At 70.3% G+C, this 21,404-nt stretch carries 18 protein-coding genes and 1 pseudogene; 6 read left to right on the forward strand and 13 right to left on the reverse strand.

All coding sequences use genetic code 11. The features are described from left to right. Positions 1–186: 186 nt before the first annotated feature. The gene (locus ACGFT2_RS23620; protein WP_393281459.1) at positions 187–1,284 is read right to left on the reverse strand and encodes a methyltransferase; all 1,098 of its coding nucleotides are present in this window, start codon (positions 1,282–1,284) and stop codon (positions 187–189) included. Between the two features lie 230 nt (positions 1,285–1,514). On the opposite strand from ACGFT2_RS23620, the gene ACGFT2_RS23625 reads away from it, so the two are divergent. After that, positions 1,515–2,006, forward strand: coding sequence for a PhzA/PhzB family protein (locus ACGFT2_RS23625; RefSeq protein WP_393281461.1), 492 nt, complete (start codon positions 1,515–1,517; stop codon positions 2,004–2,006). A gap of 63 nt (positions 2,007–2,069) precedes the next feature. Further along, the gene (locus ACGFT2_RS23630) at positions 2,070–3,530 is read left to right on the forward strand and encodes a multicopper oxidase family protein (protein ID WP_393281463.1); all 1,461 of its coding nucleotides are present in this window, start codon (positions 2,070–2,072) and stop codon (positions 3,528–3,530) included. 250 nt (positions 3,531–3,780) lie between these two features. Here the strand turns inward: ACGFT2_RS23630 and wrbA are convergent, their stop codons facing one another. Beyond that, positions 3,781–4,389, reverse strand: coding sequence for an NAD(P)H:quinone oxidoreductase (gene wrbA / locus ACGFT2_RS23635; RefSeq protein ID WP_393281464.1), 609 nt, complete (start codon positions 4,387–4,389; stop codon positions 3,781–3,783). 141 nt (positions 4,390–4,530) lie between these two features. Between wrbA and sigJ the strand changes: the two genes are divergently transcribed. After that, positions 4,531–5,466, forward strand: coding sequence for an RNA polymerase sigma factor SigJ (sigJ, locus tag ACGFT2_RS23640; RefSeq protein ID WP_393281465.1), 936 nt, complete (start codon positions 4,531–4,533; stop codon positions 5,464–5,466). Between the two features lie 71 nt (positions 5,467–5,537). On the opposite strand, the gene ACGFT2_RS23645 is transcribed toward sigJ, so the two are convergent. From ACGFT2_RS23645 to ACGFT2_RS23655, 3 genes are all read right to left on the reverse strand, one after another. After that, positions 5,538–6,704 carry an alanine--tRNA ligase-related protein gene (locus ACGFT2_RS23645; RefSeq protein ID WP_393281466.1) on the reverse strand — a complete coding sequence of 389 codons (1,167 nt, stop codon included), beginning with the start codon at positions 6,702–6,704 and terminating at the stop codon, positions 5,538–5,540. Positions 6,705–6,960: 256 nt separating this feature from the next. Then, positions 6,961–7,698, reverse strand: a complete 738-nt coding sequence (locus tag ACGFT2_RS23650; protein ID WP_393281468.1) for a hypothetical protein — start codon at positions 7,696–7,698, stop codon at positions 6,961–6,963. Positions 7,699–7,854: 156 nt separating this feature from the next. Then, a complete protein-coding gene (locus ACGFT2_RS23655; protein WP_393281470.1) occupies positions 7,855–8,139 on the reverse strand; it encodes a hypothetical protein in 285 nt (94 codons plus the stop codon). Positions 8,140–8,338: 199 nt separating this feature from the next. Between ACGFT2_RS23655 and ACGFT2_RS23660 the strand changes: the two genes are divergently transcribed. Then, the gene (locus ACGFT2_RS23660; protein ID WP_393281471.1) at positions 8,339–8,740 is read left to right on the forward strand and encodes a PPOX class F420-dependent oxidoreductase; all 402 of its coding nucleotides are present in this window, start codon (positions 8,339–8,341) and stop codon (positions 8,738–8,740) included. A 144-nt stretch (positions 8,741–8,884) separates the two neighbouring features. Here ACGFT2_RS23660 and ACGFT2_RS23665 read toward each other — a convergent pair whose 3' ends face one another. Continuing rightward, entirely contained in the window at positions 8,885–10,501 is a 1,617-nt protein-coding gene (locus ACGFT2_RS23665; RefSeq protein WP_393281473.1) for an ADP-ribosyltransferase domain-containing protein, read from the reverse strand. A 187-nt stretch (positions 10,502–10,688) separates the two neighbouring features. Between ACGFT2_RS23665 and ACGFT2_RS23670 the strand changes: the two genes are divergently transcribed. Next, positions 10,689–11,366 carry a macro domain-containing protein gene (locus ACGFT2_RS23670; protein WP_393281475.1) on the forward strand — a complete coding sequence of 226 codons (678 nt, stop codon included), beginning with the start codon at positions 10,689–10,691 and terminating at the stop codon, positions 11,364–11,366. Between the two features lie 95 nt (positions 11,367–11,461). On the opposite strand, the gene ACGFT2_RS23675 is transcribed toward ACGFT2_RS23670, so the two are convergent. Genes ACGFT2_RS23675 through ACGFT2_RS23685 form a run of 3 tightly spaced genes read right to left on the reverse strand, consistent with a single transcriptional unit; the run spans position 11,462 to position 16,016 of the window. Then, positions 11,462–12,925, reverse strand: coding sequence for an APC family permease (locus tag ACGFT2_RS23675; RefSeq protein WP_393281477.1), 1,464 nt, complete (start codon positions 12,923–12,925; stop codon positions 11,462–11,464). After that, positions 12,922–14,493: a GMC family oxidoreductase gene (locus ACGFT2_RS23680; RefSeq protein WP_393281479.1), complete on the reverse strand. Its 1,572-nt coding sequence runs from the start codon at positions 14,491–14,493 to the stop codon at positions 12,922–12,924. Before ACGFT2_RS23680 ends, ACGFT2_RS23675 begins: the two co-directional genes overlap by 4 nt. A gap of 56 nt (positions 14,494–14,549) precedes the next feature. Further along, positions 14,550–16,016 carry an aldehyde dehydrogenase family protein gene (locus ACGFT2_RS23685; RefSeq protein WP_393281480.1) on the reverse strand — a complete coding sequence of 489 codons (1,467 nt, stop codon included), beginning with the start codon at positions 16,014–16,016 and terminating at the stop codon, positions 14,550–14,552. Between the two features lie 601 nt (positions 16,017–16,617). Between ACGFT2_RS23685 and ACGFT2_RS23690 the strand changes: the two genes are divergently transcribed. Continuing rightward, positions 16,618–18,729: a SpoIIE family protein phosphatase gene (locus tag ACGFT2_RS23690; protein ID WP_393281482.1), complete on the forward strand. Its 2,112-nt coding sequence runs from the start codon at positions 16,618–16,620 to the stop codon at positions 18,727–18,729. Between the two features lie 108 nt (positions 18,730–18,837). On the opposite strand, the pseudogene ACGFT2_RS23695 reads toward ACGFT2_RS23690, so the two are convergent. The 4 genes and pseudogenes from ACGFT2_RS23695 to ACGFT2_RS23710 all read right to left on the reverse strand — a co-directional run. Further along, positions 18,838–19,175: pseudogene (locus tag ACGFT2_RS23695) on the reverse strand (SDR family NAD(P)-dependent oxidoreductase); the annotation flags it as partial. A 175-nt stretch (positions 19,176–19,350) separates the two neighbouring features. Beyond that, complete coding sequence (locus tag ACGFT2_RS23700; protein WP_393281657.1) at positions 19,351–20,112, reverse strand: GNAT family N-acetyltransferase; 762 nt, start codon at positions 20,110–20,112, stop codon at positions 19,351–19,353. Between the two features lie 98 nt (positions 20,113–20,210). After that, a complete protein-coding gene (locus ACGFT2_RS23705; RefSeq protein ID WP_393281484.1) occupies positions 20,211–20,618 on the reverse strand; it encodes a hypothetical protein in 408 nt (135 codons plus the stop codon). A gap of 217 nt (positions 20,619–20,835) precedes the next feature. Further along, positions 20,836–21,357, reverse strand: a complete 522-nt coding sequence (locus ACGFT2_RS23710) for a hypothetical protein (RefSeq protein WP_393281486.1) — start codon at positions 21,355–21,357, stop codon at positions 20,836–20,838. Between the last annotated feature and the right edge of the window lie 47 nt (positions 21,358–21,404).

The following is a 21,404-nucleotide window of genomic DNA, read 5'->3' on the forward strand; positions in this document are numbered from 1 at the left end:
CGCACGGTGTGCGACGGCGGCCCGGAGCGGCGGGAGCGGCCCGCCCGGCACGCGTTGACGCACACGGGGCCCCGGCACGCGTTGACGCACATGGGGGCCGCCCGACACGCGTTGACGCACAAAAGGGGCGACCCAGGGCACGGGGCCAGTGGGGTCCGGTGGCCCATGAGCGCGGGTTCCGGTGGCTCAGGCCGCCGCGACCGCTTCCATCACCGATGCGTGCGGCGAGGGCTCCAGCACGCGGGTGACCGTGAAGCCCGCCTCCGTGAGCAGCGCCTCGTACTCGGCGCGGGTGCGGCCCTTTCCGTTCAGAACCGTCATCATCAGCATGTCGATGGTCTTGCCCGGATGCGGGTCGTTGCCCGCCGGGATCATGGCGTTGACGGCCAGCAGCCGAGCGTGCGCGGGCATGGCGGCGCGGCACGTCCGCAGGATCCGCACGCATTCCTCGTCCGGCCAGCTGGCCAGCACGTGCTTGAGGAGATAGACGTCGCCGCCGGCGGGCACGGAGGTGAAGAAGTCTCCGCCCGTCGCGCTCCACCGCCCTGCCAGCTCGGGCACGTCCAGGACATGGCCGGCCACCACGGACTCGAGGTCGAACAAGGTGCCCGTCATGTGCGCGTTGCGGCGCAGGATCGCGCGCAGCAGGCCACCGCGCCCACCTCCCACATCGACGGCGCTCTTGACCTCGGAGAAATCCCAGGCCTCGGCCACGTCGTTGCTGAGTGTCTCGGAGAACGCCGCCATGCTGGAGTTGAAGGCCCTGCCGAGTGCGGGGTCCGCCGCGACATGGTCGTAGAAGGGGACGCCGTACAGGCCCTCGAAGGCGGTCGTGCCCGTGCGGACCGCCTCGTGGAGCCGGCCGGCCGACTCCCAGAAGACCGACTCGCCGCGCACCATGATGTAGTCCCGCAGCGATCGCTCTCCGTCCGTGCACAACGGCCGGGCGAGCGGGGTCAGATGGAAGCGGCCCTCGGCGTCCTCACGGAAGACACCCTTCGTGGCCAGGAACCGCAACAACCGGTACAGGTAGGGACCGTCGGCCCCGGCGGCCTCGGCGAGTTCGGCGGCCGTCCGGGGACCGTCCACCAGGTGGTCGGCGATGCCGAAGCGCGCCGCCGTGTGCAGGGCCGCCGAGTACAGGTAACCCAGGGCCAGTTCGAGCAGCTCACCCGACTCCGACTCCGACTGCGTGGCGGCGGGATCGGGCACCGGCCCGTCCGTACCGTGCGGGTCGGGAGTGGTCTTCGAGACCGCTGCGGCCTCCGGACGAGCGCCTGCCATCGGTAAGGTCCCCTTTCTCGTGCCCCGCGAAGTCCAGGGGCGCAAACGATCCCGCACACGGCTCGGCATGCTGTGCCCCAGCCTGCACCCGAGACATCGTGTTCCGCTCGAGACTGGCGGGAGCCATACCCCGGCACGCCACAGGCCCTCGAACACTTCTCGACCCGGTCCCGAGCCACAGTGACAACACCCGTGCCTGCTGAGGGCCTTGACACGCTGCTGGGGGAGACATGACCGACGACACACCGCAGGGCTTCACCGACGCCGCCGCCGAACTGCGGCGCAAGAACCGCGCCACCGTCGAGAAGTACCTCGCGGACACCAAGGGGCCGGCCCGGCTGAAGCGGCACGAGCTGTTCGTCGAGCACGGCAGCGGCGGTCTGTGGACCAACGACACCGGAGAGCCCATCGTCATCAAGGGCCGCGACCGGCTGGCCGAGCACGGAGTCTGGTCGCTGGAGTGCTTCCCCGACTGGGAGTGGTACAACATCCAGGTCTTCGAGACGCAGGACCCGAACTTCTTCTGGGTCGAGTGCGACGGCCACGGCAAGATCCGCTTCCCGGGCTACCCCGAGGGCCACTACGAGAACCACTTCCTGCACTCCTTCCAGCTCGATGACGGAAAGATCGTGCAGAACCGCGAGTTCATGAACCCCTTCGAGCAGCTGCGCGCGCTCGGCATCGCCGTCCCGGAGATCAAGCGCGAGGGCATTCCCACCTGAACCGTCGCGCCCCGGCACGCCCGATCGGTACGACGAGGCACCACCCAAGGAGGACGACACATCATGGCCACCAGACGCCGTGTGCTGGCCGCGGGAATCGCGGCCGGATCCGCGGCAATCACCGGGGCGTCGCTGGTGCCCCTGCTCTCCGCCCGCGCCGCCGAGGCCGCGGACGCACCGGCGACCGGCACCACGCCCCTGGCCATAGAGCTCTTCAAGGTGCCCTTGCCCTTGATACCCGTGGCACGGCCCGTCTCCACCGCCGGCGGCGTGGACACCTACGAGGTCACCACGCGCAAGGTCACCAAGGAGATCGTGCCCGGCATCCAGACCGAACTGTTCACGTACGACGGCCAGTTCCCGGGCGCGACCTTCAAGGCACGCAAGAACCGCCCCGTCCGCATCATCCAGCGCAACGGGCTGGACGTCCCCATCTCCCGCCATCTGCACGGCGCGTCGGTGCCGCAGGAGAGCGACGGCGGCCCGATGGACACGATCGAACCGGGCGGCAAGCGGGTGTACTACTACCCCAACAGACAGCCGCACGCCTCGCTCTGGTACCACGACCACGCCCACCACCAGGAGTCGGAGAACGTCTACCGGGGGATGCAGGGCAGCTACCTGATCGGCGACTCCACCGAGGACGCCCTGCCCCTGCCCAAGGGCAAGTACGACGTGCTGATCCAGTTGCGCGACGCGGACTTCGACACCACGGGCCAGCTGCTGTACGCCATGAGCGACCGCAACCGCAACACCCTCCTGGCCAACGGTGTGCCCTACCCGTACTTCGAGGTCGCCGCCCGCAAGTACCGGCTGCGCCTCGCCAACACGTCCAACATGCGTTTCTTCGAGCTGAGCCTCGCCGACGGCAGCGACATGATCCAGATCGGCTCGGACGGGGGACTGCTCCCGAGCCCGAACACCACCAAGTCGGTCTACCTGTCCTCGGGCGAACGCGCCGACGTCGTCATCGACTTCTCGCGGTACCCGGTCGGCACCCAGATAGTCCTGCAGAACACCGCCGGCCGCGGTCCCGTCGAGCAGGTCGGGCAGGTGATGCGCTTCGACGTGACGCACACCGCCGACGACCCCAGCTCCGTTCCGTCGGTGCTGCGCACGCTGGCGCCGCTGCCCACGCCAACCGGCAGCCGCACCGTCGTGATGCGCATGGACGAGGACGGCCGCCCCGACCCGCAGGCCTTCATGGACGAGAAGCTCTACGATCCCGCGCGGATCGACGCCAACGTCCGGCACGGCGCCAGCGAGATCTGGACGGTCACCAACACCAACGTCAAGGCCGCGCACAACTTCCACATGCACCTGGTCCAGTTCCGGGTGGTCGAACGCAACGGGAACGCGCCGGGGCCCGCAGAGTCGGGCCTGAAGGACACCGTGGTGCTCCAGCCGGGGGAGACGGTCAAACTCCAGGCGACGTTCGACACCTACGCCGGGGACTTCGTGTACCACTGCCACATGCTCGACCACTCGGCGATGGGCATGATGGCGACCATGAGGATCCGCTGACCCTCCGCCGAACGCAGTGCGCCGGCGAACGGGCATGGGCCGGCAGCGGATGGGGGCGGGGCCGGACCATGCCGCAACTCGCTGTGCAACCTCGGAATCTCCGCGATTGCACAGCGACGCACACCACGTGCCGCGGCCCCGACACCATAGGGGTGACGAGCGGCGACCGCACGCAGTGAGTGCCCTCACCACGGGCTTGTGGTGAGGGCACTCGACCTGTGGGACGGGCGGGGGTGCCGCCCGTGCCGGGTCAGGCGGGGCGGCCCGCCTTGAGGGCGGCTGCCGTGTCCACGACGCGGCGGGCCTGGTAGCGGGCCGCCTGCAGGGGCACCTCACCGGGCGGGCCGTCGGTGGCCACGTGCGAGGTGCCGTAAGGGTTGCCCAACTGGAACTGGATGGGGTCGGTGTAGCCGGGCGGCACGATGATGCCTCCCCAGTGGTAGAACGTGTTCGTCAACGCCAGAATGGTGGATTCCTGCCCGCCGTGCATGGTGTTGGAGGCGGTGAAGGCCGAATACACCTTGTTCGCGAGCTTGCCCTGGAACCACAGAGGACCCGTGGTGTCGATGAACGCCCTGAGCTGGCTGGCCGGATTGCCGAAGCGGGTCGGGGTGCCGAAGAGCACCGCGTCGGCCCACTCCAGGTCCTCGTGGCCGACCTCGGCGACGTCGGCGGTCTCCTCCAGGTGCCGGGCCCACTCCGGCCTGGCGCCGACCGCCTGCGGTGGGGCCGTCTCGGCGACCTTGCGCAGCCGGACGTCGGCGCCGGCCTTCTCCGCGCCCTCGACGGCGGCCTTGGCCAGGGCGTGGATGGTGCCGGTGGAGCTGTAGTAGATGATCGCGACGTTCACGGGTGACATGAATGTTTTCCTTCCTGGGTGGTTCTGACGGGTACGACGACAGAGCCCCGCGAGATGTGAGGTCGCGTGCCGGCCTGACAGTCGGATGCGACGGTTCGTCGTACAGAGTGAGCAAGAACGACCGAGGGAGCCGGTGACACCATGACCAACCCATCCGAGCCGGGACAGGGCCGGCCCGATCCGGGGCTGAGCGCGATCATGAGCGAGCGGCGTCAGCTGACCAACCTCGCGTACCGGCTGCTGGGCTCGCTCGCCGACGCGGAGGACGTCGTGCAGGAGACGTACGCCCGCTGGTACGCCATGACCGAACGGCAGCGGGAGGCCATCGATTCTCCCGGTGCCTGGCTGACGACCGTCGCCAGCCGGATCTGCCTCGATCTGCTCGGCTCGGCGCGGGCCAGGCGCGAGCGCTACGTGGGCGAATGGATCCCGGAACCGCTGCCCGACCGCACGGAGTGGATCAGCGGGCGGCCGGGCGCCGGGATCGTCGACCCGGCCGACCGCGTCACCCTCGACGAGTCGGTCAACATGGCCTTCCTCGTCGTGCTCGAAGCGATGACCCCTGCCGAGCGCGTCGCCTTCATGCTGCACGACGTCTTCCGCTATCCCTTCACCGAAGTGGCCGAGATCGTCGGCCGGACCCCCGCGGCCTGCCGCCAGCTGGCCTCCTCGGCCCGCCGCCGCATTCGCACGTCGCAACCCGACGCGGTCTCGGCGGCCCAGCGCGCCGATGTCGTCCGAGCCTTCAAACAGGCCTGGGAGGCCAAGGACATCGACGGCCTCATCGGCCTGCTCGCCCCCGACGCCACGGCGACCGGGGACGGCGGCGGGCTCGTCACGGCCGCGCTGCACCCGGTCGAGGGCGCGGAGCAGGTCGCGCGCTTCTTCGCCGACCGGCGCGGTGCGGCACCCGACCTGACCCTGGTGGAATGCACGGTCAACGGCCAGCCGGGCCTGGTGACCCAACTGGACGGCGTCACCGTGTCGGTGATGGCCTTCGACATCACCGGCGATCGGATCAACCACGTCTGGGCCGTACTCAACCCCGACAAGCTCCGCGCCTGGACGGCACACTGACGCCCTGACGCCCTGACAGTACGGCGGCCGCTCGCAGTTGACGGGACGGGCCGACTCGTCCGCCCGCTCCGTCACTCCTCGCGCAGGCTCGTCACCAGCTCGCGGGGCAGACCGTGGGTGTCGTGCAGGTAGTGGAAGTCGTCGTCCGTCAACGGGCCCCGGAACCGGGGCCGGGAGAGCACCTGCCGGCCGCGTTGCAGGAGCCGGGCGAACCGCCCCTCCTCGGCCAGCAGTTCCCGCCGCACGTCGCCGGGTTCCACGGGCTGCCGGAAGTGGTCCAGGGTGTGGGGGACCAGTTCGTCCGGCAGGTCTCCGAGGCTGCGCGACGGGTCGTCCCGCCACAGCACGGTGAGCAGCCGTCGCACCAGCCGGCGCAGCACATAGCCCTGACCGGTGCTGGCGGGGCGCACTCCGTCGCCCAGTACCACGACGGCCGAGCGAAGGTGGTCGCAGACCAGGCGGAACGAAGGCTCGTCCAGCGGCCACACGGCCGGCACGAGGCGCCGCCAGGGGTCGAAGAGGTCGCATTCGAACACCGACGATCTGCCCTGCAGCAGGGACACGAGCCGCTCCAGGCCGAGCCCGGTGTCGATGTTGCGTTGGGGCAGCGGGACGAGGGAACCGTCCTCCAGCCGGCGATGACGCATCATCACGTGGTTCCACACCTCGACCCAGCGGTCGTCACGGGTGGGCGTCGACCGGGGCGGCCCCTCACCGCTCCACAGGAAGATCTCCGAATCGGGGCCGCACGGACCGACCGGACCGTTGGACCACCAGTTGTCCTCCACGGTGAGTTCCACGGGAACGCCGCGCTCCTGCCACAGCTGCAGGGAGTCGGTGTCCGGCCCGATCCGGTCGTCGCCGCCGTAGACGGTGGCGTGCAGCAGGCCCGGGTCGACGCCCAGTCCCTCGGTGAGCAGATCGTAGGCCCAGCCGAGGCTCAGGGAACCCTCGTAGTCGCCCAGCGACCAGGTGCCGAGCATCTCGAAGACGGTCAGATGCGTGGAGTCGCCGACCTCGTCCAGGTCCGTGGTGCGCAGACAGCGCTGTACGTTGACCAGCCGCCGGCCCTGCGGATGGGCAAGACCCTCCAGATACGGGGTGAGCGGATGCATGCCGGAGGTGGTGAACAGCACCGGGTCGCCGGGTGGAGGAAGCAGCGTGGAACCGGTGATGCGGCGGTGTCCGCGCTCCTCGAAATACTCGATGAACGTACGGACCAGGTGTTCGGTGTTCATGGGGGTGGCTCCTTCGCGGCAAGCGGGGGAGGCACCGGACAACGGGACCGCGGGTTGATCACACCAGGGCAAGGACGCCTGGGAACCACCGGCGAGCCGTTTCCGGTCGCCGGTGGGAAGAGGAGAAGGTCAGGCGGCGGCAACCGGCGAGCTGGTCGCTCGCGCGGTCGCGCTGGTGCTTTCGCCGATGACGTTCATGCGAACGACCCTAACCCACCCGGCTCACCGGCACACATGATTTACGACCCGGACGCCATCAGGTGGTGCGGCCGGTCAGGGTGTTGATGTCGATGACGGCCCGCTGAAGGTCACCCTGCGGCCGGCCGCCCAGATCGTCCACGGCCACGATGTTCATGTTGCGGGCCAGTGCGGGCGCCCGCCAGTCCGTGCTCAGCTTGGTGACGAGCTGCGGATTCAGGCCGTTGGCCAGGTACATGAGGTAGTTTTCCCGCATGGAGGCGGGAAAGAACGGCGAAAGCAACCGGATCAGGAACAGCTGGGGTATCTGCAGATCGGGCTGCACGACGCTCGACAGCACGAAGAACCGGCCGGCGTCCGCACCGGGGTCGCGGGCGAGGGCCGCCTGGTTGAGGGACAGCGTCTGGTCGTAGATGCGCTGCGGCGGACTTCCTTCGAAGAAGGACTTGAGGATCTCCCACCAGGACGGGTCGCCCGCGGGGTAGCTGCCCCGGTCGGAGACGCTGTCGGCGTGCCAGGCCCAGGGCTGGTCGACCGCCGCCGAGGCGTCGACGAGCACGATGTTCTTCCCGGCCTTCACGAAGTCGCCGTAGGAGGAGCCCGGGGACAGCTCGGTCCGGCTCGCGACGTGGTCGCCGAACAGGTCCCGGAGTCTCATCAGCGGCTCCTGGGCGTCCGCCCCGGCGGGTACGGCGGTCGACACGCTGATGATCACGACCTCCGACGGATGCTCGTCGGCCCAGCGCTCGAGCGAGGGCGCCTCGCCGGTGGCATCGTCGAAGAACGGTCCGCCCATCGGGGCGCCGTGGAAGGTCCTCCACTGCCCGCCCTCCAAGCACAGCCTCAGGTCGAGATAGCGGGCACCCTGATCGAGCTGTTCGGTGAGGCTGCCCCGCTGGGACCGCGAGATGCTCGCGGCCAGCCGCGGGTCGGCAGAGGCGACGTTGTAGGATCAGCCGCTGGTGCACAGCGCAGGGTCGGCCGGGATGCTCCAGCTCCCGGAATCATGGCTGCCGGGCATCGCGATCCGGTTCAGCGGCAGACCGTCGAGGTAGCCGTGCATGTCGCCCATCCATCGCGACAGGTCCACCGTCGCGGCTAAGGCCCGTCCCGCCGGCGCCACCGGGGCCGCTTGCGCGCCGCCGCCGCCCATCACCAGTGCCACGACGGCGAGGATCAGGGCGACCGGGCCGGCCGCCGAACGCCGTGTGCGGGTGCCGTGCGTTCCACGTCTCATCGTCGTACGCCCTCCTTGGGGGAAGAGGCCGAGGCCGGGCACCGAGGGTAGAGGGCGGCAGCCGCCATGCCCAGGCGAACTCCGCATCCGACGGCGCCCGCCGTGAAAGCGGCTGGTGTCGAAGGGTCCCGCGAGGATTCGTGGCCGGAACCCGACTATCGTGACGTGCTCTCTTCGAAGATCGAAAAAGGAGGACTCCGTGCCCGTGCCCCTCAGCGAGGACCTCGTGGCGCTGCTGCGCCGGCCGAGCACCTGCTACATCGCCACCGTCATGCCGGACGGCTCCCCCCAGCTCACCCAGACGTGGGTGGACACCGACGGACGGCACGTGCTCGTCAACAGCGTGGAGTCCCACCAGAAGACCCGCAACATCGCCCGCGACCCACGCGTCGCGGTGGCCGTGGCCGATCCCGCGAACCCGACGTCGTACACCCAGATCCGCGGCCGCGTGGTCAAGGTGACGACCGACGGAGCCGTCGAGCACATCGAGGCGCTCGCTCAGCGTTATCTCGGCGGCCCCTACCCGTGGTTCGGCGGACGGGACCAGGTCCGCGTCATCTACGTCATCGAACCGGACCGGATCAGCAGCCCCCGAGGATAACCGGAGCCCCCGAGGATAACCGGATCAGCAGCCCCCGAAGGCAGTCGCGCCCGCACCCCCCGGCGGGGCCGGGCCGACCGCCGCCGGGCACGACCGGAGACCCGCCCGTGCGACGGGCCCCTACGTCGGACTGCCGACGTCCCGTCACGACACCAGCGTCTGCTCTTCGAGCTCGGTCAGCTTCACCGTGCACAGGCCACCGCGTTCGGCTCTGACGTCCGTCACCTTCAGCTGGGTGCCCGGCGGGAGGATGAACTCCTCCTCCCCGGTGAACGCGGAGAACGCGCGAATGCCCACGGCCCGGGCGGGAGTCACCTCGAACAGGGTCCGCTTGCCGCGGCTGCCGAGGAACGCCTTGGCCACGCCCAGCTCGGAGGTGCACGAGGACACACCCCACCAGGTCACGGTCCGACCGAGCGGGTACTGCGCACGCAGGTCGAGCGAGACGCCACGCCACAACGGCTCGGTCCGGGCCGGGAGTTGTGACACCGCCGAGAACAGCAGCCGCAGATACGGCAGGTAGGGCTGGAGCTTGGTCCGGTCCGGGGAGCGCAGGATGGCGTTGATCTCCCGGTAGAACGCGGACTCGCAGGTGTACAGGTACAACGCGGCGATCGCGTCGGCGGACAGGCCGCCGTACACATCGTCCGAGCGCAGCTTGCCGAAATCGTGGGATCTGTCGACGTGCCGGCCCAGACCGGAGAGCAGTGCGGTCACCGGGGCGACGGCGTCGCGGAAGTCCATGAGGGGGGTGTCGAACACTCCCGTGATCGCGTCTAGGACGAGGCCCTCGTCTTTGACGCCGGCGAGCCGGTCGAGATAGAGCTGGTGAAGCTCCATGGTGGACGCGATGAAGGCGCCCATACGGTCGGCGACGCCGCCGCCGGCTCCGTCGGTCCCGGCCGCAGGCTTCTTCCAGCCGGTGCTCGGCAGCCAGTCGACTTCGTCGGCGCCCAGCGACGCGAGGGCGGCGTTCACCGTCGCGAAGTGCTCGCCGTCGCAGAAGAGGTCACCCTGCGCCGCGGGGTTGGCGTGGTCGATGTGCCGCACCTCGACCTCCGGGTACTTCTTCTGCAGTTCGAGAACGACCTTCTTGAGTCCGCGCGCGTGCGCTCCCCACCACGCGAAGACGACCCCGCGGTCCGCCTCTTCGGCGTTCTGCTTGGCCTTCAGGATCTCCTCGACGATCCGCTCGGCGACCGGCCGCCAGAACCGGGTGTGCCCGTCGGTGGCTATCGCCCCGTCACCGCTGGCCGTCAGCGCCGCGTTCAGCAGGAGCACGCCCTGCGTCAGCATCGCCTGGAACCACTCCGGCGGCTGGACGGTGTCCTGCTTCTTCAGCAGCGCACGGAGATCGGCCATCGGAGTCTTCTTGGGGATGCCGTACTTCCACATCGCCGCCGCCTTGATGATGCAGCGGATGCTGACGACCCTGCCGAACCGGCTGTCCTTCCAGTCGTGGAAGGTGTTGTCGAACATGGCGATGCCGGTGGCGCTCTCCGGCCGCGGGTAGGGGTTCTGGCCGAAGACGACGACCTTCCACTTGTGCGGCGCGTTGGGCTTGAGCGCCTGGAAGGTCAGTTCGCGGACGGGGACGACCTCGGGTCCGCGGCCGGGGCCGATGAAGGCGGCCGCATCCGGCTGGGTCTCGATGACCGGCTTCAACAGCGGAAGCCACGGTTCACCGCCGCCCTTGAACAGCTCCGTGAGTGCCAGCGGGTCGTTCGGGTCGGGGGTGGCGGGGGTGCGGGCATCGCTCATGGCGGACGAACTCCGATGTGCTCGAACTGTGCAGGTGGAAGGCCTGATCGGCGAAGTCCTCAAGAGAGTAGGACAGCCCACTGACAGCGCCGTCGGGTTCGTCCGGACAGCGGATGGGCGGGGCGTTGTCAGTGGGCCGCGCTAGCGTTTCGATCAGTTGAGTGACCGCTGCTGATCGGAGTGGACCATGACCGTAGACCGCGTGCAGTCACCCCTGAGGGTGGTGCTGACCGACATCAACTCCGCAGTGGTGGAGGCCTGGCGGGCGGCGTTCGCCGACGACCCCGGGATCGAGGTCCGCAACGGCTCGCTGCTCGACGAGGACGTCGACGCCTGGGTCAGCCCCACCAACTCCCGGGGCCGGATGGACGGTGGGGTCGACGCGGTCGTCAAGCGGTATCTCGGCGCCGGCATCCAGTTGCGGGTACAGAAGGCGATCCGCGGTCAGTTCGCGGGAGTGCTGCCGGTGGGCAGTGCGGTGTGTGTTCCGTCCGGGGCGGTCAAGCCGAGGTTCCTGATCTCGACCCCGACGATGGAGACGTCGTCGGAGAACGTCAGCGACACCTTGAACGTGGCGTTGGCCTGTGCCGCGGCGTTCCAGGCGATCCACCAGCAGAACAGGAAGGCGCCGGGCAGCATCCGGTCGGTGGCCCTGGTGGGTATGGGTGCCCAGACCGGCCGGGTGCCGGCACGGGTGTGCGCCAATCTGATGTGGACGGGCTACACCCTCTTCAACGACCACTCCTTCGACGACTACGACACCCTGCGCCACGCGATCGTCGCGCAGCTCGACGACCTCGAGAACGCGCCCGCGGAGACACCGGTCCGCATAGCACCGCCCACGCGAGCGGCCTCCCGTCGCTGACGAGACCGAGTGCCGCCCTGCCGTTCCCCGCGCTGGCGTTGCCGGCCGCCGGGGCGGTCGCGGGCGATCAGCCGCGTCGGCAGGCCGTCACCCGGTCACTGCGTCGATACGGCGTCACCGGCGGGTGAGGTCCCTCGCCCGTAATGGTGGGTGGTGAACATGTAGAGGAGACCGGTGGCCACGACCACCGCACCGCACAGCAGGACGATCCAGTTGTCGTACCAGGGCTCCTGCGGGGTGCGGGCCCAGGCGATGTTGACGATGGCGAAGATGCCGTAGGCCAGCGCCGCGATGTTCACCGCGAGGCCGTAGCGCCCCATGGTGAACTTCCCCTGCGGCCGCCATCCCTTCAGCCGGGCACGCAGCGCGGCCAGCACCACCATCTGGAACGAGCCGTAGATACCGAGGATGGCGAAGGAGACGATCTTGGTGAGGGCGTCGGCGGAGACCAGCGACCCGAAGGCGATGAGCATCGGCACCAGGGCCGCGACGAGCAACGCGTACCCCGGTACGGCGCGGGCGTGGGAGAAGCGCCGCAGCAACTGGTGTCCGACGACCATCTCGTCGCGGGCGTAGGAGTAGATGAGCCGTCCGGCGGCGGCCTGCAGGCTGATGGTGCAGGACAGGAACGAGATCAGCACCACCGCCATCACCAGCCTGGCGCCCACCTCACCCATCGCGTCGTACAGCACGCGCACCACCGGATCGCTGTCCCTGCCCGAGATGACCGCGTGGTAGTCCGTGACCGAGAGCAGCAGGGACAGACAGGTGAAGGTGGCCGCCGCGCCGCCGACGTAGATGGTGCGGCGCATCGCCCTGGGGATGACGCGCCCGGGGTCGGCGACCTCCTCGGCGGTGTCACCGCACGCCTCGAAGCCGTAGTACTGGTAGAAGCCGATGATGGCCGATGCCAGGAACACCGGAATGTAGGAGCCGTTCCCGGCGGTGCCGTAGGAGTCGAAGATGACGCCGATGCCGTGGGCGCGGTGGGTGGTCAGCAGGTAGACGCCGACGACGAGCGCGCCGACCAGCTCCCCGGTGAAGCCGATCACCGCGGCCGCCGAGAGCGCCTTGGTGCCGGCGTAGTTGATGAGGACGGCGACCAGGATGAGCACCACCGTGCACAGCACCGTGGTGTGCACGGTGGGCCGGAAGCCGAAGAGGATGGCGATGTAGGGGCCGGCGCCGTATGCGACGGAGGTGATGGTCACCAGCAGCGCCCACATGTACACCCAGCCGGTCATCCACGCCCAGCGTTTGCCCCACAGGCGCCTGGCCCACGGGTAGACACCGCCGGCGATGGGGTACTGGGCGACGATCTCGCCGAAGACGAGCGTGACGAGGAACTGGCCGCAGCCGGCGAGCAGGAACGCCCAGATCATCGGCGGCCCGCCCGTGGCGAGCGCGGTACCGAAGAGGGTGTACGTGCTGACCACGGGGGAGAGGTAGGTGAAGCCGAGCGCGAAGTTCGCCCAGGGGCCCATGTCCTTGCGGAACTCCGAGCCCGCTTCCCCGGGCGGGGTACCGGCCGCCGGTGCGGGAGGCTGAGGACCGGTCACTTCCCGCCCTCCTGACGCGCGGACCCGGGGCGGCCGGTGATGAGATCGGCGGCGCGTTCGGCGGCGAGCAGGACGGTCACCATGGGATTGATGGTGGGCATCGTCGGGAAGACCGATGCGTCGACGATGCGCACACCTTCGACGCCGCGCAGCCTCAGCCGGGAGTCGCAGACGGCCATCGGATCGTCCTGGGCCCCCATGCGGCAGGTGCCCGCCGGGTGGTAGACGGTGTGGGCCGCACGGCGCCCGTACTCGGACAGGTCCGCGTCGGACGTGACGTCCGGGCCGGGCGCGACCTCGCGCACGAGCCAGCGCCGCAGCGGGTCGGTGGCGGCCACCTCGCGGGCGACCCGCAGGCCGTCCACGACGGTGCGCTCGTCGTGGCCGTCCGGATCGGTGAAGTACCGGAAGTCCAGGGCGGGATGTACGGCCGGGTCGGCGCTGCGCAGCCACATACGGCCGGTGGAGCGGGCACGCGGCACGTTCGGCGTCATGCACACCCCGTGCTCGGGAACGGGAAAGCCCAGGCGCTCGGTGTTGACGGTGAACGGCACCTGGTAGAAGTGGAACATCAGGTCCGGGCGCGGCTGACCGGTGTCGCGGCGCAGGAACAGACCCGCGTCGGAATCCATCGCCGAGTTGGGCGGCAGCGGGCCTGCGGTCTCCCAGACGATCACGGACTCGGGGTGGTCGAGCAGGTTCTCCCCGACGCCGGGCAGATCGGCTCGTACGTCGAGGCCCAGGGCGCGCAGGTCGTCGGCCGGCCCGATCCCGGAGAGCATCAGCAGACGCGGGGTGTCGATGGCGCCGGCGCACAGGAGGAGTTCGCGCTCGGCGCGCACGGTGGCCGTCCCGCCGCCGACGTCGCGGACGGCCACGCGGGTCGGCCTCCCCGACTCGTCGTCGAGCAGCCGGTGGGCCCAGGTCTCCAGACGCACGGTGAGGTTGGGCCGGTCCATGACCGGGTGCAGATAGGCGACCGACGCGGAGGAGCGCAGGTTGCCCTCCGGCTGGTAGGCCAGCGAGAAGAAGCCGGTGCCGTCGGCGAACGGCTCGGCGTTGAAGTCGTCGACGACGGGGACGCCCAGGGCGCGGGCGGCCGCCGTGACGAAGTCCCTGGCGATGGGATTGCGGTCGGCCTCCGCCACCGGGACGATGCGGGTCAGCAGCCGGTCGCGGTAGGGGAGGATCGTCGCCGGATCCCAGCCGGTGCAGCCGCGAGCCACCCAGTCGTCGAGATCCTGCGGCAGCGGCAGGAAACTGATCAGCGTGTTGTGGGAGGAGCAGCCGCCGAGTACGCGCGCACGCGAGTGCAGGATGTGCGAGTTGCCGCGCGGCTGCTCGACGGTGGTGTATCCGTAGTCGAACTCCGAGCCGAGCAGGTTGATCCAGTTGCGCAGGCGCAGGATGCGGTCGTCGCCGACATCACTGGGGCCGCCCTCGATGAGGCAGACGCGACAGTCGGGGTCTTCGCTCAGACGGGCGGCGAGCACGCAGCCGGCCGTGCCGCCGCCGACGATCACGTAGTCGTAGGCGGGCTCGGCGCCGTACGGGGTGGTGGGGGCCATGCGGTGCCTTTCTTCGGTGACCGTCGTGCCGCGGGCGGGCGGCCGGCTGCGGACGGTCAGCCCTTGAACCAGCCGGAGGGGGCGGGGGCGAGGTTCTGGTAGATGTGCTTCGCCTCCTGGTACTCACGCAGTCCGGTGGGGCCCAGCTCGCGGCCGACACCGGAGCGGCCGAAGCCGCCCCACTCGGCCTGCGGCAGATAGGGGTGGAAGTCGTTGATCCACACGGTGCCGTGCCGCAGCCGCTGGGCGACGCGCTGTGCGCGACTCGCGTCGGAGGTCCACACACCGCCGGCCAGGCCGTAGCGGGTGTCGTTCGCCAGACGCACCGCTTCGTCCTCGGTGCCGAAACGCTCGATGGTGACCACCGGGCCGAAGACCTCCTCCTGGACGATCCGCATGGACCGGTCGCAGTCGGCGAAGATCGTCGGCAGCAGGAAGAACCCGCGGCTCAGGTCGGGGTCGTCGGGCCGGGTGCCCCCCGTGACGAGACGCGCGCCCTCCTCCCGGCCGACGGCGATGTAGCGCTCGACCTTCTCGCGGTGCTCGGCCGAGCTGAGCGGCCCGCTCTCGGTGCCCTCCGCCAGGCCGCTGCCGAGCCGGATAGCCCGCGCACGCAGAGCGAGGGCGTCGACGAAACGGTCGTGCAGGGAGTCCTGGACCAGCAGCCGTGAACCGGCCGAGCAGACCTGCCCCGAGTGCAGGAAGGCCGCGTCCAGCGCGTGGTCCACGGCGGCGGCGAAGTCGGCGTCCTCGAAGACGATGTTGGGGTTCTTGCCCCCCAGTTCCAGGGCGATGTTCTTCGGTCCCTTGGCGGCGCCGGCCATGATGGTCCGCCCGGTGGCCAGACCGCCGGTGAACGACACCAGATCGACCTCCGGGTGGTCGGTCAGGGCCGCGCCGACGGTCGCCCCGGATCCCAGGACCAGGTTGGCGACGCCGGGTGGAGCGCCGGCCTCCGCGATGAGCCGGACCATGGCGATCGTGGAGAGCGGTGTGATCTCACTGGGCTTCAGGACGAAGGTGTTGCCGGCGGCCAGCGCGGGGGCCACCTTCCAGGAGGCCTGCAGCAACGGGTAGTTCCAGGGGGCGATGAGCGCGCAGACGCCGATCGGCTGATAGACGACGCGGCTGAGGACGTCCGGACCGACGTCCACGACCCGGCCGCCGTCCTTGTCCGCGATCTCGGCGAAGTAGCGGAAGGCGTTCGCCACGTCCTCCACGTCGATCCGGGCCTCGGTCAGCGTCTTGCCGGTGTCCAGTGTCTCGGTGCGGGCGATCTCCTCCCTGTCGCGCAGCAGCAGGCCGCTGACGCGCAGCAGGAGGTCGGCGCGGTGGCGGGTGGGTGCGTTCGCCCAGTCCCCCTCGTCGAAGGCGCGCCGGGCGGCGCGCACGGCGCGGTCCACGTCGGTGGCGTCGGCCTCGTCGACGGTGGTGACGACGGAGGCGTCGTACGGATCGACCACCTCCCGCCGGCCGCCGGCCGCCGCCTGTGTCCACTCGCCGTCGATGTACAGCTCACCCACCGCGGGCCTCCCTCGGATCCGGCCGGTGCCGATCGCTTCGACGGTCAGCAAGATGGCCCACCGCAGGGGTGGCGGCCACGGGGGCGCACCGCCGCGATCGTGTCCGAGGGGTCCAGGGAACCCGGGTGGGCTAACGGGAGGGCCGGGGCCCGGCGCCTTCCACGGCTGACGCCGCCGGGGCCCCGGGGCGGCGCCCGCTCCGGGCCGGCGACGGCGCCCCCTGGCCTCTGCCGCTCCACCCCCGCGTCGTAGCCCCGGGAATCCCGGCGTCCGCGACTCCCGCGCCCCCTCCCGGTCCGCGTGTCTCCCTTCGCCTCGCGTCCGGGGCTCCAGATTTCCTGGCGTCCGGGCTCCGAAACCGCCGCTCCGCGGGTAGACGGGTGGTGATGACGGGCCCGGCGAGATGGGACAGTATGGATCTTGTACGGGCCGTCCGAGAACATGAGAGCCGACTTCAGACGCGCTTCCCGGTGGCTCCCCGGCCGTCGACGGTCCTTGCCGCATCCCGTACTGGCCGCTGACCTGCCGGAAGACCGCTCGCGCACCTCGCGCGCCGTGCCGGGTGCGCCGGTGAGGCCGGCAGGCGGAAGGAAGGCGTGCGATGAGCCCGGCTGAGCACCGCCCGGAGCAGTCGGACCCGACGTACGACGAGGCGTCGGGTCCGAGCGGATTGATGGATCTGCTGGGCGTCGCCGCGGTGCTGGTGGAGACCGACGGCCGGATCGACATGTGGAGTCCGCAGGCGGAGGAACTGTTCGGCTACACCTGCGACGAAGCGGTGGGGCAGTACGCGGCACCCCTGCTCCTCCGCCCGGAGAACCAGGAGGCGGCGATCCGGCTCTTCGCCGAGGTGATGGAGACCGGCCGGGACTGGGCCGGGGCGTTCCCCGTCCGGCACAAGGACGGCAGCACCAGGCTCGTGGAATTCCGCAACATGCGCCTCACGGACAGCATCGGCGACCACTACGCGCTGGGCCTGGCCACGGACCGGTCCACGCTGCGCCAGGTGGAGCGCAATGTGGCCCTGTCCACCCGGCTGGTCAGCCAGGCGCCGATCGGGCTGGCCATCCTGGACACCGACCTGAGGTACGTGGTCGTCAACCCCGCTCTGGCAGACATGCACGGCGTTCCGGCGGCCGACCACGTCGGCCGTGGCTTCCGGGAGATCCTGCCCGGTGCGCCGTTCGCCGGCGCGGAGACCGCGATGCGGCAGGCCCTGGTCAGCGGCGTCGCCGTGGTGGACGAGCAGGTGGTGGGCCACACCGCCGCCGACCCGGAGCACGAGCACGCCTGGATGGCCTCGTTCTACCGGCTGGACGACCAGAACGGTCATGTGCTCGGCATCGCGAACGTGGTGGTGGACGTCACCGACCGCTACCAGGCGGCCAAGAAGGCCGACCGAGCCCAGCAGCGCCTGCGCATGGTGGCGAACGGCTCGACCCGCATCGGCACCACCCTGGAAGTGGAGCGGACCGCGCGGGAGCTGGCCGACGTCCTGGTCCCCGACGTGGCCGACATGGTCGCGGTGGACCTCCTGGACTCCGTCCTGCAGAGGGGGCGCACGGACCTGGGCGAGGGATCGGCATTGTTCCGTGCCCTGGCGGTGAAGACCGCCTATCCCACGGACGCCGCCCAGGCGATCGTCCAGTCCGGCCGCCTGGCCACCTACCACCCTGACCACCCGGCCGCCCACTGCATCCGCACCGGCCGGCCCCTGCTGACCAGACATCTGGACCGGGCGGATCTCGGCCGCATCGCCTCCGACTCCGACGGCGCCCGGCTGTTCGCCCAGGCCGGTGTGCACACGAACCTGGCCGTGCCGCTCATCGCCCGCGGGCAGGTCATCGGCGTCATGGGCCTGGCGCGCGCCCGCAATCCCCTGCCGTTCGACGAGGACGACCTCACCCTCGCCTGCGAGCTGGCCTCGTCCGCCGCGCTGAGCATCGACAACGCCGTCCTGCACCAGCACGTCCGCAGCGCCGCCGAAACGCTGCAGCGCAGCCTGCTGCCGCAGCTCTCGCCCCGCCACCCCGGCCTCGAGGTCGCGGCCCGCTACCGGCCCGCGCAGGCGTTCAGCGAGGTCGGCGGCGACTGGTACGACGTCATCCCGCTCGACGGGGACCGCACCGCACTGACGGTGGGCGACGTCATGGGAAGCGGTATCCCGGCCGCCACGGCCATGGGCCGCCTGCGCACCGCCACCTCCACCCTCGCGGACCTCGATCTCGACCCCGTCCGCATCCTCACCCACCTCGACAAGATCACCCACGGTCTGGACCCCTACATCGCCACCTGCGTGTACGCGGTCTACGACCCGCACCACGGCCGCTTGCACGTGGCCTCCGCAGGCCATCTGCCCCCGGTCCTGGTGCGGGCCGACGGCCGGCCCGAACTGCTCGACCTGCCCACCGGCACCCCGCTGGGCGTCGGCGGTGTCCCCTTCGAGGCCGCCACCCTCGACCTGGATCCCGGCGATCAGCTCGTGCTGTACACCGACGGGCTGGTCGAGACCCGTGACGACCCCATCGACGAGCGCCTGGACGAGCTCCTGCGTCTGCTGTCGGCGCCGTACGACTCCGTGGAGAAGACCTGCGACCGGCTCCTGCAGGCGCTGCGCCACCCCGCCGACCACGACGACGTCGCCCTCCTCATCGCCCGCGCCCAACCACTGACCGCCTGTGAAGACCCGGGGCCGTGCCCGGCCCCGGGGTGACCGGACGTCGCCTGCGCGACGGCATCGCCCGCCGCCGCGGTCGCAGGGATCGGCAGCAGCTGCCGTACGCAGCCCTCGTGCCGCATCATCCGCCCACTTCCGGACAGATCATCGGGCGCAGGCGGCGGCCCGAACGACGATCTCGGTGACATCGACATCGACATCGACATCGACATCGGCCGGCTGCGACACGGCGGAGGCGATGGCCCCCGCGACGGCGGAGGCGGGCACGGTCTCGGCACGGTAGGCCCGCATGACCTCCCGGGTGGGGGGTCGGAGATCCCCTCGGCGAGTTCGGACTCGGTCACCCCGGGGGAGACGAGAGTGACCCGGATGTCCCCCGGGGACTCCTGGCGCAGCCCCTCGAAGAGCGCGCGGACGGCGAAGTTAGTGGCGCAGTAGACGGCCGCGATGGGGGAGACCTCGTACGCGCCGACGGAGGCGAGTCTGGGCTGCCCGAAGAGCACCGACCAGGACGTGGTTCTCGTGGGTGCACGGCACCCAGGCGACACCCGGACGCCGAGATGGTGGATCACGGCTCTGCGGCACGGCCGCTGCGGGCTCCGTCCTTTCGCGTCGCCGCACCGCCCGGCTCCCACGGGGCAGGTCGATGAGGGCGGCTCAGCCGATGGGGTGCTCGGTGAAGCGGCCGCAGGGCACGAAGCCCAGTCGCCGGTAGACCCGTTCGCCTTCCGGTGAGGCCTGCAGTACCGCGATCCGTCGTCCCTCCTCGCGGGCCGAGTCCAGCGCGGCGAGGGTGATGGCACCTCCGTATCCCCGATGGCGGTGCGTGGGCAGGGTGCTGACGTTGTAGACCCCGGCGACGCCTGCGTGGTGGAAGATCTCGGCAGAACAGACCGGGCGGCCGCGGTGGTAGCCGATCAGGTAGCGGCCCGGGCAGCCGGGAGCGAGCATCCGGCGGGCGGCCCGGCCGAAGAAGCGGACGACCGCGGGGGCCGGCGGGTCCCAGTTCGCGGCAAGGACGGTGGCGTAGTCGGCGATCTGTGCGGGCGTGGCGACTCGCCGGATGTGGAGTTCGGGCAGAGACGGCCTGCTGGGCAGGCCGTCGAGCAGGGCCCACATGGCCGTCTCGCTCTCCGCCGCTTCCAGCCCGGCGGCCGCCAGACGGGCGGAGAGGCCGGGAGGTGTCGAGGCTGGGCCGACCCACCAGGAGAACGGACGGCGGGTGGTGGTGAGGGCCTGGAGGGTCTGGGCGATGCGGGCATCAGCGGTGCGAGGTGTGAACCGTGCGGCTGCGACGATGTTGAAGGTGTCGTCGGCCAGTCCACTGTCGGCGATCAGGAGGTCACCCGTCTCCGTGACCGTCGCGCCGGCCATGTGCCGGTGCAGGTGGCATGCGCGCTCAGCGAGGTTGGACTCCATTTTGGCCAGGAGGTCGCCGTGGTCGGTACCGGAGCATGTCGGCATGGTCATTGGGGTTCGAGTTCATCACGTCGGAGCCACCGACTTCGGCTCGTCCGCTACTTATCGCAAGTGGATGGGGAGCCCGGCGGGATGTCGCAGGGCCGGAAGGGCTCGATGTCCACCGGACCGTCGCCCATGAACATGTTCCGGCCCGTCCTCGGTGCTGACACGAAACTCGCCTTTCCGAAGGCCAGCACTCCACCGCGCACAGGGGAATGCTCCGGGTCCACGACGTAGGTGAACCTGGCGGCGGTTGAGGTCGCGGACTTCAGCGTGATCGCCTCCTGCGCCGGACTGGTCTGCAGGTCGACGTCGTTGTTGGTCTTCCCGACGTTGATGAAGGTGCCGTCCAGTAGCTTCGGCAGTACACACGGCTTCGACGACCAGTTCTCGATGACGACCTCGCCTTCACCCCGCCTGCCCTTCTCGGACAGCACCCTGACGTGAGCGGTGAGGTTGCTCATCCTGCATGGTGACGAGGACGCCGACGCAGCAACCCCCGTGTGCGCAGAGGTCGAACCCTTCCCGGATCGGCTGACGAACTCACCGCCGTCTCCGCCGGCACACGATGTCAGAGCGGTGACCGCGGACATGAGGACCAGGACAGTGGCGGCAGTCCGAGGGCAGTCGGAGAACACGACTTATTCGTCTCCTTGTCATTGCGATGGCGGGCCTCGTACGTTACCTGCAGGTAGCGAAGCCGCGGCCGGTCAGCCGTCGAAAGGAGCAGTGACTACTCACCTCCCCGCGCGAGGAGTCGAGCCCCCGCCTGCACCGACCGTCGTGACGTCGCCCCATCGAGGCACAACGGCTCGATCGATGTCTCCCGCCGTCCAGGGCCAGATCCACGCGTACGAACAGGGGGGACTCGGATGACGGGACAACGGCCCGCGCAGCCGACACGACGTTGATCTCCTCGTCGGTCGGGTGATGCGAGGTCACGTCAGGGTGCGGGATCCGCCCTTCGTCGATCACACCGGACTCCGTCAGCACAGGCCCCTCCCGTACCGCGCGGCTGAACGCGTCGGCGATGAAGACCAGCGCGCGTTCTCCCTCCTCCACCGGAGGCAGGTAGCGCTTGACCATCGCTACACGGCCCTTATAGAGGAGCATCCGGGCATGACGCCCGGCGTCGGCGTGCCGGCTCGGCTCATAGCGTGCGGTGTCGAGTGCGCCCGCCGAGACCGCGTGCTCGACCACCACCCCGTGTCCCTGCGGAAGTCCTCTGCCAAGCGGTCAGGGTGAACAGT

Source organism: Streptomyces sp. NPDC048514 (genome assembly GCF_043199955.1).
Classification (GTDB): domain Bacteria; phylum Actinomycetota; class Actinomycetes; order Streptomycetales; family Streptomycetaceae; genus Streptomyces.